Below are 13413 nucleotides of genomic sequence, written 5' to 3' on the forward strand. Positions count from 1 at the left end.
GTATGCATCTAAAGCAAGGCCCTAAAATTTTTTGACAATTTTTTTGGGCGGTTTTCCAGATGCCTAGTAATATGCTTTTATGTAGGCGTACGCTTTTTCAAAGAGCGCCTGCTCCTTGTGCAACTGGTACTTCAGCAACGCCTTACGAAGGGACTTCTGCACCTCCCGCTCACCGCTGCTGGTGGTTTGCCAGCCAGGGAAACGAACGACTTTCACGATGTTATCGATGTCGTTGACGATGCGTTCAGCGATGGCGGGAGTCTGGTCGGTACGGGCCTCCAGGAACAATTCGGTCAGGGCCGCTTTCGCTGTTTTCTGTTCCTGCTGGTCCAGTTCCTCCTTTTCTGCCTCGACGGTTTCCTGGGCCAGTTTACACAGCTCCTTGATGAACTCGATACTGGTGATTAGGCCCGCCTCGGCACGACTGCGTAGGGTTTCCAGGCGTTCACTCAACTCCTGGAACCGCGGTTGACCCGCCCGTTTTTTGAACCGGTTCACCAAGACGCGTTCCAGCTTCTTCACCTCCTTTGGGTCAGGGTTCTGGAACAGATCGTCGATGACGTTAGCGTCAAGCACATATTCGGACAGCTCGTGGTCAATGCCGGTGACGTGGATGTTCTGGTGAATCAGTTCAGTGGTCTTTGCCCCGAGGGCATGCCACCAGAGTTTTCCGATGTTGTCGGAGGCAGGCTTCAACGACTGGTACACCGCAGACAACCACCGGTAATCTTCTTGGTGGGGGTTCAGGACATTATCAGGGGAAAGCGACTCCCAAATTTTGTTCAGGTAGTTGTAATCCTGAGCAAACGCATCCCGCCCCTCGTCAGTAGGAAGTGCGCTCTGAGCAGCTTCCAGGCCTTCAAATCCAACCAGGGTGCGGTCTACGCTTGCGAAGTGTTGCAGGCATTTCGCCACCGCATCTGGCAGCTGTTCACGGAGTTCCTGAAGATTCGAGATGACGGCATGGACGCTCTGTTCATCGAACTGGAGGGCCAGGGCCGCATCGTCAAAGATGCCGAAGTAGTCCACGATCCGCCCGAATTTTTTATTGGGGTACAACCGGTTCGTGCGGCAGATGGCCTGCAACAGGGTGTGATCTTTCAAGGACTTGTCCAGGTACATGGTCTGGAGGATCGGCGCATCGAAGCCCGTTAGCAACTTGGCGGTGACGATGACAAATTTCATGGGGGAGTCTTTGTCCTCGAACAGTTCGATTTTCTTCTCCAGCTGTTCCTTATCCAACCCCCACCGCTGTTTGAACGCCCAGTCGTCGTTGGCCGAGGTCGAGATGACCACCAGACTGGCATCCTCTGGGAAACGCTTGTCCAGTTCTTCCTTGTACTGGATGCAGGCGTAGCGGTCAGGGGTCACGATCATGGCTTTGAATCCGTGGGGCTCGACCTTCTCGCGGAAATGCTGGGCGATGTCTTCCACGATGGTGGCGATGCGTTCCGGTGATTTCAGGAAGGCAGCCATCTTCGCCGCTTTCTTGCTGAGGGCATCGGCCTGTTCATCGCTCAGGGCCGCTTCCTCGATCATCTCCCGAAACAGCTTGTCGAGGTTCACCTTGTCGACGTGGACATTAACCAACCGGGGTTCGAAGTGCAGCTTCAGCGTGGCGTTGTCACGCAGGGAATCCTGGAACGTGTAACGGGTCAGGTAGCCGCCTTCGTCATGTTCGGAGCCGAAGGCCCAGAAGGTATTTTTGTCGGCTTTGTTGATGGGGGTGCCGGTGAGGCCGAAGAAGAACGCGTTGGGCAGGGCGGCACGCATCTTGCGCGCTAGGTCGCCCTCCTGGGTACGGTGCGCCTCATCAACGAGAACGATGATGTTGTGCCGCTCGTTCATGTGGGGTTGAGCGTCCCGGAACTTGTAGATGGTGGTGGTGATGATTTTACGGGTATCGGCTTTCAGCAGCTTGGTCAACTCCTCAATGCTGTCGGTGGCGATGAGGTTGGGTACGTCGGCCGCGTTGAAGGTGCCGGTGATCTGGGTATCGAGGTCCACGCGATCCACCAGAATAATAACCGTCGGGCTCTTCAGCGCCGGGTCCTTGCGTAGTTTCTGGGCGGCAAACACCATCAACAAGGACTTCCCTGATCCCTGGAAATGCCAGATGAGCCCCTTCTTGATCTGCCCCGCTCGCACGCGGTCGACGAGGAGGTTGGTCCCTCCGTACTGCTGGAAGCGGGCCACGATCTTGATTCTCCGCTTCTTCTTATCGGTGGCGAAGATGGCAAAGTGTTGCAGCATGTCCAGCACCGTCCGGGGGTCCAGGAGGCTGCTCAGTTCGGAGCCGATTTCCTGCAAACCGAGAGCCTTGGCCATCCCGCTCGTGTTTTCGTCCTGCAACCGCCAGGGAGCCCAGAATTGAAGCGGCGAGCGTATCCCACCGTAGTAGAGATCTTTCCCTTCCGTGGCGAACGAAAACAGGTTAGGGACGAACAGCTGCGGGATGCTATTCTCGTATACCGAATGCACTTCGTGCGCTCCATCGAGCCAAGACACCGACGGGCGGATCGGCGTTTTCGCCTCCCCGACTATCACCGGCAACCCGTTGATGAACAGCACCACGTCAGGGATCTTGGTCTCATGGGCCGTGACTCGCAGTTGGTTGGTTACGAGGTAGCGGTTCTGATCGGGATCGTCGAAGTCGATAAGACGAACGGGTACATACCGGTTGTTCTCTCCGAAAGGCATGGTTTTTTCGCCCCTGATCCATTTGCTGAACTCTTCGTTGGCCCGCACCAGGCCTACGTGAGTGACTGTCAGGAGAATTGCCCGGAGCTTGTAAATGACCTCATCAGCCAGGGCGGGATTCGCCTGGATTTCGGGGTTTAAGCGGGCCAGAGCGACCTTTAGTTCGCTTTCCAGGAGGACATCCTGCGGCTCACGTTTCAAAGTCTTGGCGGGGCTGTATTTCCATTTTCCTGATCCGTACGCGGGAAGATCCTCGGATACGGGGGGTTGGGGTTGATTCAAGTTAACCCCGCTCAGACGTTGAATAATAAAATATTCAACGCTGTTCAGTTCGTTGAAGGGCATGAGGTGGTTGCTTCGAAAAAGAGAAATTCGTCTCCCAATCTAAACATTACCACTCATTTCCCATGAATTTCCTTCACTCGACGTAACAAATGATCATATATCGGAAGGAAATGGGGGGTTACGCCAGGCTCAGCTCACTGGCGTGGTCACGCAGGTGGTCACGGGCGATCTGGACGAACTCTTCCCGGAACAGGCGGGTTTTGCGGCGTGACCATTCGGTTATCTCCTGAACTACATCCTCGACAGAGGTTTCCGGCGGCCTCTTGTCCAACAGGAAGTCGACGGTGGCGAGGAGTTCGAGGGCAAAGGACGACTCGAAACCCTGAATCAGCCGCATCACGTTCCGCAGGTTGTTACGCTGGGTGGCGTCGAGCTGGGTGTTGACGTAGGCACGGATTTCCTCCCACTTGTCGTAGTTGAGGTGCAGGGGCTCGAAAGGCTTCGCCTCGTTCTGTTCCAGCCCGTGCAGGTAGGTCCCATTCAACCGGTACAGCACATGGTTGAGCTGAACGGTATAAGGCCCGTAGTGGGACTTTTCGAACTTGAGCCGCATGGGTTCCCCGCTGCGTTGCAGGAAGTAGGCCAGCTTGTTGGCGGCGAACAGGCTGACGGGCTCTCCTCCGGCTTCGTACTGAAACAGGAGGTAGAGTAGCATGGCGCGGGCGGGCGTAAGTTTTTCTTCTTTCGGACGCTCTTCCCGTTGCAGGTGGGCCTTGATGGCCTCGTTGGGTTCGTACACCCAGATGTCGGCGGGGGAATCGTGTAGGTACTGTTCGATCAGGGCCTTGACGCGGGGCCACTCCAGGCCACCGTTGCCGCAGCCCAGGGGGGGTAGGGCGACCGATTGAAAACCGCGCGCTTTGATTTCGGCGGTGAGAGCTTGCAGGCCCGACTCGATGTACTCGTACTTCGACTTCCCTTTCCAGTGAGCCTTAGTCGGGAAGTTGATGATCGAACGGCGGCCGTTCAGGGTCTCCTCTTCCACGATCAGGAGCTGCCCCACAGTGAGTTCTTTCTGTTCACAAGCCCGCTTGTACACCTTGAAATTATGAGGGTACTGTTCCTTGAATTGCAAGGCGATGCCCTTCCCCATCACCCCGACGGTGTTGACGGTGTTGACGAGCGCTTCGGCCTTCGATTCCAGTAAGTTTCCTTTGGTGTAGTGAATCACGGCCAATAATACCACTTTTCCCCCTTTTCCCTATGAACGTCGATCGGTAATTGTAAATCTTTCACCACTCCCTGTATATACTCCTGACGCCCTCGACTTTTGACCAGAATGGCCTGGATGCACGAAATGGGCACATAATCCTTCACTAAAAATTCTGCTTGTTTACGGTCGCGCCGGTCAGTGTCCTCCTCGGTGTTCTTCCACTCCTTGCTCTTCACCACATCCCAGTCGATTTTATCCAGATCGGATTCATCCTGATAGGAACGGGCGAGGCGGGTTTTGGCGTGACGGTCGGTAAAGAAAAACTCGCAACCCGCCGCCTTGATCCGACTCAAGCTACTGATCAGGTAGACAAGGTCTTCCTGCGGGCGTTGCTGGATGCCTTTCAATCCCTTTATGATCATGTAGAGCATGGGGGAATGCGGTCCGAAATAGAAGGGCACGTAATCGCCAAGGGAGCCCGCGTAAAGGCGGCCGGGGATAGGGTACTCCGCGCGGTTCTCGATCAGGGAGCGGTCCCCGATGGCGATGTAATTCGGATCAGCCTGGGAATGTTTACGGGTGCAGAGGCCGTGACGCAGGATGTGTTCCACGTTCTGCCAGTGCACCAGCCGATAGAGATAAACTTCCTTGGGTACCTGCCCCGCCATACCGCAACCTACGTTAAAAAATCTGGTTGATCAGAGCTCTCCGCAGTTCCATAGAGTTAGTAATTTTTAATTTCATCAAACTGATGGCGCCGCTAATTTTATCCAGAACCAATACGATTTCATCCTGTACTTCAATTGGTGGCAAACCAATTTTCAATTTTTCCATTCCTTCTTTTGTAATATGAGGCATTGTGGAACCACTCACCTGTCGCATCATTCTTCTGGTAATTTCTTCCAAATTATAGTACATGAATTGTTGACGAATTCTGTCTTCTTTACATTTAACGTTCCATATATGGTAATGAAATATGGCTCTATCCCCACGCCAAATCACTGCTCCAAAAGTTGCAGACCACATGTATAGCAAATCTCCATCTTCGCAGTAGTTTTTTTCAGGAAGCTTTAAATTAGAATAATAAAAATTTTCTCCTGTCCCAGTTAAGTTCTGAAGACGAATAACAGGTACTCCTGATTCTTCCCACTCCTGCTTTTTATAAGCGCGTCCATTAATAAAATCGACAACTTCTTTCTGTTGAACAAGTTGATAGTTGGCAGGCATCCATCCTATTTCTGTCTTGACATACTGCGATTGCCTTTTACTTGAAATCGTTGCCGGAAATTCGAAGTAATTCTTAAGTCTTATTTCCAAAGCAACCTCCGTTTTATTCAATACCTTTTTATCCCTCTCCACCACCTCATCAGCGGCCCAGAGGAGTTCGGCCAGGCGGGCTTGCTGGTCGGGGGGCGGGAGGAGGAATTCTTCCTTTTTCAGCGTACCCCAGTTGATTGTGGGGGAAAGCGAGCCCACGGAGATGTCCACCGCCCGGTGCATGAAGGCATCCGAGTGGAGAAAGAACGGAAAAAGCCGGGGGTCGATCACGTCAGGCTTTGCACGCAACACCAGCGCGTGAGCGGAACAGAAGCCATCGCAGGTGGTCACGGCGGCTTTGCGCTGGTAAGCCCGACGCCGCCCGAAGATCACGTCACCGGGGTAGAAGCGCAACTTCGTACCGCTGACGTCATCGCGCTTGCCAGTGCGCTTGATGTGGATCGACTCGGAATCCAGGTGCTCTAGCCCTACGTACACGTCTAAGTCGGTCTGGGTGGGGTCCACCCGTTCGTTTACGTTCTTCGCGATCTGATCGAACCGGTAGGTCTTCCAGGTACTTTTATCCAGGTGTTTCAGCGTGAGCGTATCAGTAACGGTTTCCATTGGGTTCACTTCAAAATTTCGAATAGAGATTCCATGCTCCGTTTCAGGTCTGCGGATGCATTCTCCCAGTTTTCCAGCACTTCTTCGAAGGGGGTGGCTTCGCCCGTCCGGTCTACGTTGCTCAGGTAAAGCGATATGTTCAGGCTGGCCCCATTGCTCAGGACTTCCCCCGTGTCCACCACCTTGCAGAATCCGTCCTGGTCCTCAAAGGCCCGGTAAGCCTCGTAAATCCGGGTGATGTGGTGCAGGTCCAGGTAGGCCATGTTTTTCTCCTGACGGACCTCTTTCACCGCGTTGATGAACAGGATTTTGCCCTGTTTCTCAGGGGGCTTCTGGTTGCGTGTCATCAGGAGACACGCTTCCATCGGAGAGTTGTAAAACAGGTTCGGCCCCAGCCCGATCACGCACTCCACGCGATCCTCTTCGATCATCCGGCGGCGCATCCCTTCCTCGGCATCGCGGAACAGAATCCCGTGGGGCCAGAGGGCAATGGAGCGTCCGCGTTCCGGGTGCAGGCTCTGCTGGATGTGCTGCTGGAAGGCGTAGTCGGCACAGCCCTGCGGCGGGGTACCCCAGAGGTTCCGCCCGAACGGATCTTTTTCAAAGGTGCTGCGGTTCCATGACTTGATCGAGTACGGGGGGTTGGCCAGCACCACGTCGAACTGCATCAGCGCATCGTTCTCCAGAAAGGCCGGATAACTCAGCGTGTCGCCGCGCACCACATGGAACTCCTCGATGCCGTGCAGGAACATGTTCATGCGGGCAATGGCCGAGGTCAGGAGGTTGATTTCCTGCCCGTAGAGGCGCAGCGTGCGGTACTCCTTCCCTTCCGTTTTCAGGTGGAGGGCGCAGTTCAACAGGAGCCCGCCCGAGCCGCAGGTGGGGTCATACACGCTCTCCCCAGGCTGCGGGTCCATCAGCATGGTCATCAGCTTCACCACCGTGCGGTTGGTGTAAAACTCGGCGGCGGTGTGGCCGCTGTCGTCCGCAAACTGCTTGATCAGGTACTCGTAGGCGTTGCCCAGTTGATCGTCAGGTACACTCTTCAGGTCGAGGGTGTGCTGCGAGTAGTGCTCCATCAGGTTCAGCAACGTCTCGTCACTCAGCCGGTCCTTATTGGTCCAGCTCGCGTCTCCGAAGATGCCGAACAGCGTGTCAGGGTTGGCCTTCTCGATGGCCCGCATGGCGTCCTGCAACGCCAGCCCTACGTTGGTGGTCGTCTCCCGTACGTGCTGCCAGTGCGCCCCTGGAGGCACCTGGAAGTGGTGATGCTCGGCAAAGGCGGCGTACTCCAGGTCCCCGTCACTCTCGTCGAGTGCCCGCTGAAACTCTTCGTCGTACACGTCGCAGATCCGTTTGTAGAACAGAAGCGGGAAGATGTACTGCTTGTAGTCGCCCGCGTCGATGTGGCCACGCAGGTAGGTGGCCGCTCCCCAGAGGTAGCGTTCCAGTTGTTGTTGCGTCATGCTTCGATCTGGGTCTTGGTGTCCGTAGTTACCCCCAGTTGTTTAGACAGGTGTGCTTTCAACAGGGCCTTTCGGGCTTCGTAAAAGGCGACGAAATTATCGAAGGTTAACGACACCTCATCAGGAAAGAGGTGCTGCCGCATGAAGTCCCGTTGTTCGTAGGTGGCCGGATATTTCTCATTCAGCCACTCCTGCAACATCTTCCCGTTTTTCTCGGTGTTCTCCGAGGCGGGCAGAAGCTGAAGGTTAGGCAAGTGATTGAACCGTTGACGGTAAGCCTCCCTCTCATTCGGATCGTCGATGCCCTGGCTGCGGAGTTTGTGGTCGGTGAAGAACCGCTGAGGATGCACATGATCCTGGTGATACCGGACACTCAGGTTCAAGCCCGGATAAAGGAGGGTCAGCGCACTGTACGCCAGTGAACTCCCGTATTCAATTTCCAGGAGGTTTTCGATGTCGTCCTCCGTGAAGACGATGGTTTTGTTGGTTCCCTTGTACCGCTCGATGATTTGAGCCAAGGGAAACGCTCCCAGATGCTCCTTGATCAGGTTGCGGAACGTAGGATACAGCGCATCTGGCGTACCGCTGAAGACCCTTTTCAACAGCGTCCGAACCAACCAATGCCGGATCTGCTTGCGGTCATCGGCATAAACGCCTGCCGACAGGAACGAAGCATCCCGTTCATTATGCATCAGGTAGTAGGCGATGGGGATCACCGCGTTCGTGGAAGTGAGGTTGTCACGGTTGAAGCCGAAACCGGCGATCAGAGTGATGGCGTTGCGGATGGCATCCGAAATGACGTCCCACCGCTCTTCGATGTGCATCATGTTCTTCTTCGTGAAGTTGTCCACCTTGAACCGCACATCGTTGAAGTCACCGAGGACCAGACAAGACTTCAGTACGAAATCCTTGGTGAAGTTAAACCCATCGCCAATGCCGTTGATCTCGTCCACGAAGCGATGAATTTCCTCCCGTGCGTCCTTTTCACGCCATTGGGCAGTCGCCACTGAAAGCAACAGGTCGGAGTAACTCAGCTTGGTCCCGCCGCTGTTGATGCGGATGAAGATCTGCAACACCTTGTCCAGCGCTTCTCCTTCTTCCTGGAAGTAACTGAGCGTCCCCTTCTGGTGAATAATATTGAAAAGTTTGGTCAGCGTGTTCAGCGCGTAACTGGTCTGCTCTACCAGATATATGGAAGTATCCATCAATCCCTGTAGCATCAGGAACTGCATGGTCTTCGATATGTCATCGAAGTCAAGAATTTGGCCTACTTCAAACCACCAGTACCCGTCACGAGCTTTGGCTTCGTCAGACGTCAGGAACTGGAAGTCGTATTCCATTTCCATCTCCTCCGCCGGGCGCAACAGGTTCAAGTAGAGTTTCCGTTTGGGAAACGCGTGAGGACTGTCCCACCGGTAATACGGGATTTTTTTGGCGTAGCTCCCTCGCAAAGCGATGTACAGGGAGGTCAGGCGTTGCTGCCCGTCGAGGATGGCGATCACGTCTTCGTCGGCGCTCAGGTCCGCCTTACTATTATGGGTAGCGTTCTTTTCGTGGTAGTCCTTCAGGAACTCGTAAAACTGGAAATCCTGAATGCGGGATTTATCAACCTTCCAAAGGAGAAATGTGCTGATGGGGTACTCCCGCATCAAGGAGTCAAAGAGCTGTTCGATCTGGTCCGGGTTCCAGACAAATTCGCGCTGAATGGAAGGCAGGACGAATTTGCGCTTCTGGATACGGGTGATGGCATCCTTGATGGTGATGGGTGTCTGGTAGGCCATAAGTCGTTTATGATTGGGTGAATTGTTTGAGCAAGACTCGGAAACGTTCTTCCGCCTGTTGGCTCTCCGTCCAGGCCGCTTTCAGGTCGACCAGTGCTTCTTCGACGGACGGAAGGTTGTCCTCCAGCACCTTCTCCACGTAGAGGGGAATGTTCAGGTTAAAATCGTTTTCGGCGATGTCGTCGAGGGTAGCCACCTTCACGTAGTTCTCCACGTCGGTGAACTGCGTGTACCACCCGAAGAGGCGATCCACCTGGGAGGGCTCCAGGAAGTTCTGCGCCCGTCCCACCCGGATCTGATCCGAACCATCGATGAACAGGACCTTGCCCTGACGTGCCTCGGGCTTCAGCTGACGGAACACCAGGATGCAGGCCGCCAGTTGGGTACCATAGAAAATGTTGGGTCCCAGCCCGATCACCGCCTCCAGCCGGTCCTGTTCGAGCAACGCCTGACGGATGCGTCCTTCGGCTCCCTTCCGGAAAAGGGCTCCATGTGGGAGCACCACCGCCATCCGACCGGTTTCTGGCTTCATGGAGGAAATCATGTGTTGCACCCATGCCATGTCACCATTCCCTTGCGGAGGCACGCCCGCGATGTTTCGACCGTAGGGGTCGTGCAGCCATTCGTCTGCGCCCCAGGCTTTCAGGGAGAACGGAGGGTTTGCGATGACGCAGTCGAACTGCCGGAGTCCATCCGCTTCAAAGAACTGAGGGTTACGCAGGGTATCTCCGCGTACGATGTGAAAGTCTTCTACCCCGTGCAGGAACATATTCATGCGGGCGATGGACGAGGAGGTGAGGTTTTTCTCCTGGCCGTACAGCTTCAGTGTGCGGTAATCCTGTCCATTCTCCTGTAAGTGACCAATAGATTCCAGCAACATCCCCCCGGTGCCGCAGGCCGGATCGTAGATGCTCTCTCCCTCCTGCGGGTCGACGATCAGCCCGATCAGGTGTACCACCGAGCGGGGGGTGTAAAACTCGCCCGCTTTTTTGTTGGTCAGGTCCGCGAAATGCTTGATCAGGTACTCATACGCCCGCCCCAGGATGTCCACGTCCACTTTACTGTTTGACAGATTGTACTGAGAGAAGTGCTCGATCAGGTCGATCAGAAGTTTGTCAGGTAGTTTGTTCTTGTTGCTCCACTGGGCGTCACCAAAGATGCCGTACAGGAACTCCAGGTTAGCTTGTTCAATACCTCGGAACGCTTTTTCCAGCGCCAGCCCTACGTTGGTGGTCGTCTCCCGGACATCTGTCCAGTGACACCCTTCCGGGATGGTAAACCGGTGAAATTCGGGCAGGGAGGCGTATTCCTGGTCGCCGTCCGACTCGGACAGCGCCAGCGCGTACTCTTCGTCGTATACATCCGAGATGCGCTTGAAGAACAGAAGCGGGAAGATGTAGACCTTAAAATCAGAAGCGTCGACAGGGCCTTTCAGAATCCAGGCCGCTTTGGACAGGTACTGTTCGAGTTGGGAAAGGGAGAGTTTCAGATCAGAGGCGGTCTCCTGGCCTTTTCCCAGCGGAATCGGTAGCTGCATGCGTGCAGGGGCGTAGTTATCGGGTGTTGAGTCTGCTAATATAGGCGATTGCACCAAAAAATCCCGCTGGAAAAATGACCTTCTCACCCCGATTTACTCAGTACTTCCTTTCCGTAGAACACTTCCGGAAGCCGGCAATTTTTGAGAGGACAGATTGATCAAGTGGGTATATACACCAGGCTAACACACTTGAACGGGAGTGGACGTAACAATTCGAAGGCGTCCGAACAGTCCAGCCTCATTTGTCTGGTGAAGCACCAATGTACTTTCTAATGTATTGGTGCACCTCTTTCCCTGCTAGGTACATCGGCCAGCGTGTGAAAAAGCTCGTCCGTTCAGCACTCTGCATTACACACTCCGGCTCAGCAACTAGTTTTTCATGCAGCAGGGTATCAAAATCAGGAAGCATGTCCTCAGTCCTTCCACATACGATGAGAAGGGCCTGTTCTCCTTTCGTTCGGAAAACAACCGCAGGTTGTTCGTAGTACCTAGCGATGAGCTGCACGTACTCTGCAAAGTGTGGCAAGTCCTGGTAATTGACGGCCAGCACGGCCTGATGTGCACGTTCGCCTACCCTTGCTACGTAGCCCGGTAGAAAGTCAGCATTGAGTGGCACACATCCAAAATTGTCGTGCATCAGGACCGCCCGCAACTGGCGCAGGCGGGACGCTGTCTCTTCGGCCGCAGTGGAGTGTCCTCCGGGCGAGAAGGCAGAAAGGAGGGCCACATCATGCTGCTGCACCAAAGTAGTTAGCGGAGTAGTGATGATCGGATGTCGCGTCGGTTTGCTCATAACGTGCTGGGTAGGCAATCAGGCAGCGGGCGATTGAGCCACCTGAGCAGCCTGGCGCTCCCGGATCGCTTTTTTCAGGTTTACGATCACCTGCTGCGCCCGCACCGCGTCGATCGTGTTGATCTGCCGTACGGTGCGCTCTTTCTCCTCCGCCGTCACGGCGCGATGGCTCAGCAGCAATAGGATGTCTGACTTTTGTTTAGCTGAAGCGGGCTTCGAAGCAATTGCACCAGAGGGTACCGAACCCTCAGGCGTGGAGGAAACCGCTGCCTGCTGCGTGGCTCCGGTCGGGCGGTTGAGTTCATAGTCCATCTCCTCGGCGGGGGTGGGTTCGTAGCCTGCCGCCCGGATGATCCAGGCCAGCAGGTTCCGGTAGGCTTTGCCGATGGCCCGCGTCTGCGCCATGGAGGCGATGGCAAATTCCTGGTAGAACCGTTTCCCATTCTCCTTGTTGGAGCACACTGCGTAGCCGGTCCCGACGGTCTGCGGGGTAGCGGTGCCTTCGGTACGCAATTGCAAAAGCGTCACCTTCGCTTGGTATTTGATCTCGTCATCCGTCCCGATGCTGAAGAGTTCCTCTACCACCGGCAAGATACCCAGCCGCGCCCCGGCATATTGCCAGCCTTCTACGTTGACGAAAGCTTTGCCCTGGATGGTCATGGAGAGTTTGTTCTCGGCAATAAACTTCTGCAAATCAGTGGCCAAGTGCAGTGTTTCCTGCGTGTTGGTGAGGTCGAGGGTGGAAGGGGTCTTCATAGCTAGAAAGAGAAAGCTTTTTTTAGGATTATTCTTTTATACAAACCAGCACATGCCAGGTCATCTACCAGCATTAAATTTAAGCAATTAATAGGTACATTACAAGCAAAAAAGAGGTATTTTTACGTATTACTGGCATTACCTTTCCTAATCAAAACCCACTTACCCTTGCTTAAAAAATTAGGACTATTTTAACTTTTGCTTACCTTCCTTGTGGTGGCGTACGTTCGGAACAAATCGACACATACGCCCTTGTTTGATCTATGTCCGGACGCTGCTCAGCCCGAAGCTGCGAGTTGGGCGCTAAATACCTGCGGCGAGGTCACCAAGTCAGATCTGAGTTCTCCCTCATGTCTACACCTTACAGGCAGACAGATCGCCCGTCGATTCTACAAAGACGGTGCTGGCCCGGTAGCTAAGGCATCGGCAGCAGTGGAAGGTGACACAAAAAACCTTTACGAAAAACTTTAAGGGCAAAAAAAAAGCACCTACGGATTTTGACCGTAAGTGCTTGATAATCAACTCGTCGGGGTGGCGGGATTTGAACCCACGACCCCTTGCACCCCATGCAAGTACGCTACCAGGCTGCGCTACACCCCGAGCTTGTTAAAAACAAAGTCCGATTCTGACAGGGGTCAAAATCGGACTGCAATATTAGCTAACTTCCTTTACAATTTCAAAATTATTCGGCACGGTTACCGCCTTGTTCTTCCGCATTGACTTTCATCTCGAACTTTTCGACCGCTTCGTTCATTAAGTCGGCCCCTTGCGATGTTGTGCTGAGGATTCTTTCCAGAAACGTCTCCAGATCTTTGTCCGGATGATCAAACAATTCGACCTGAATGGACGCGATTTTCTCTACCAGCGCCTGCTGGCTATGCTGCACGTCCTGCATCTTGCGCAACACGTGTTCCATGATGTCCAACCTAGTATCTTCCATGATGGTATCGTTTTGTGAAAGCGCCCGCCTCCGTTAAAGTTTCTGCTTTGGGAAACGGGCG

The 13413-nt window shown here is 54.3% G+C and carries 10 protein-coding genes and 1 tRNA gene; all 11 read right to left on the bottom strand.

The genetic code is table 11. The annotated features are described in order from the left end of the window. Positions 1-63 precede the first annotated feature (63 nt). The 11 genes from BLR44_RS22240 to BLR44_RS22290 all read right to left on the bottom strand — a co-directional run bounded on the left by BLR44_RS22240 (position 64) and on the right by BLR44_RS22290 (position 13352). Positions 64-3045: a type I restriction endonuclease subunit R gene (locus BLR44_RS22240; RefSeq protein WP_089686272.1), complete on the bottom strand. Its 2982-nt coding sequence runs from the start codon at positions 3043-3045 to the stop codon at positions 64-66. A gap of 118 nt (positions 3046-3163) precedes the next feature. Next, a complete protein-coding gene (locus BLR44_RS22245) occupies positions 3164-4231 on the bottom strand; it encodes a type II toxin-antitoxin system antitoxin DNA ADP-ribosyl glycohydrolase DarG (protein WP_245706144.1) in 1068 nt (355 codons plus the stop codon). Beyond that, complete coding sequence (locus BLR44_RS22250; protein ID WP_089686274.1) at positions 4213-4866, bottom strand: type II toxin-antitoxin system toxin DNA ADP-ribosyl transferase DarT; 654 nt, start codon at positions 4864-4866, stop codon at positions 4213-4215. The genes BLR44_RS22245 and BLR44_RS22250 overlap by 19 nt, the downstream gene beginning before the upstream one ends. A gap of 13 nt (positions 4867-4879) precedes the next feature. Then, entirely contained in the window at positions 4880-6079 is a 1200-nt protein-coding gene (locus tag BLR44_RS22255) for a restriction endonuclease subunit S (protein WP_143017419.1), read from the bottom strand. Positions 6080-6084: 5 nt separating this feature from the next. Continuing rightward, positions 6085-7545: a type I restriction-modification system subunit M gene (locus tag BLR44_RS22260; protein ID WP_089686279.1), complete on the bottom strand. Its 1461-nt coding sequence runs from the start codon at positions 7543-7545 to the stop codon at positions 6085-6087. Next, complete coding sequence (locus tag BLR44_RS22265) at positions 7542-9326, bottom strand: DUF262 domain-containing protein (RefSeq protein ID WP_089686282.1); 1785 nt, start codon at positions 9324-9326, stop codon at positions 7542-7544. The genes BLR44_RS22260 and BLR44_RS22265 overlap by 4 nt, the downstream gene beginning before the upstream one ends. A gap of 7 nt (positions 9327-9333) precedes the next feature. Next, a complete protein-coding gene (locus BLR44_RS22270; RefSeq protein ID WP_089686284.1) occupies positions 9334-10863 on the bottom strand; it encodes a type I restriction-modification system subunit M in 1530 nt (509 codons plus the stop codon). 238 nt (positions 10864-11101) lie between these two features. Continuing rightward, on the bottom strand, positions 11102-11656 hold the full coding sequence (locus tag BLR44_RS22275; RefSeq protein ID WP_143017420.1) for a hypothetical protein: 555 nt from the start codon (positions 11654-11656) through the stop codon (positions 11102-11104). An 18-nt stretch (positions 11657-11674) separates the two neighbouring features. Then, positions 11675-12412, bottom strand: coding sequence for a hypothetical protein (locus BLR44_RS22280; RefSeq protein WP_089686288.1), 738 nt, complete (start codon positions 12410-12412; stop codon positions 11675-11677). A gap of 526 nt (positions 12413-12938) precedes the next feature. Next, positions 12939-13012: transfer RNA gene (locus tag BLR44_RS22285), tRNA-Pro, on the bottom strand. Positions 13013-13094: 82 nt separating this feature from the next. Next, the gene (locus BLR44_RS22290) at positions 13095-13352 is read right to left on the bottom strand and encodes a hypothetical protein (RefSeq protein WP_143017421.1); all 258 of its coding nucleotides are present in this window, start codon (positions 13350-13352) and stop codon (positions 13095-13097) included. Between the last annotated feature and the right edge of the window lie 61 nt (positions 13353-13413).

The sequence above is a fragment of the Catalinimonas alkaloidigena genome (assembly GCF_900100765.1).
Classification (GTDB): domain Bacteria; phylum Bacteroidota; class Bacteroidia; order Cytophagales; family Flexibacteraceae; genus Mooreia; species Mooreia alkaloidigena.

Coding starts and splice junctions, on each gene's coding strand:
- BLR44_RS22240 (WP_089686272.1), bottom strand. CDS start 3,045: ATGCCCTTCAACGAACTGAACAGCGTTGAATATTTTATTATTCAACGT.
- BLR44_RS22250 (WP_089686274.1), bottom strand. CDS start 4,866: ATGGCGGGGCAGGTACCCAAGGAAGTTTATCTCTATCGGCTGGTGCAC.
- BLR44_RS22255 (WP_143017419.1), bottom strand. CDS start 6,079: ATGGAAACCGTTACTGATACGCTCACGCTGAAACACCTGGATAAAAGT.
- BLR44_RS22260 (WP_089686279.1), bottom strand. CDS start 7,545: ATGACGCAACAACAACTGGAACGCTACCTCTGGGGAGCGGCCACCTAC.
- BLR44_RS22265 (WP_089686282.1), bottom strand. CDS start 9,326: ATGGCCTACCAGACACCCATCACCATCAAGGATGCCATCACCCGTATC.
- BLR44_RS22270 (WP_089686284.1), bottom strand. CDS start 10,863: ATGCAGCTACCGATTCCGCTGGGAAAAGGCCAGGAGACCGCCTCTGAT.
- BLR44_RS22275 (WP_143017420.1), bottom strand. CDS start 11,656: ATGAGCAAACCGACGCGACATCCGATCATCACTACTCCGCTAACTACT.
- BLR44_RS22280 (WP_089686288.1), bottom strand. CDS start 12,412: ATGAAGACCCCTTCCACCCTCGACCTCACCAACACGCAGGAAACACTG.
- BLR44_RS22290 (WP_143017421.1), bottom strand. CDS start 13,352: ATGGAAGATACTAGGTTGGACATCATGGAACACGTGTTGCGCAAGATG.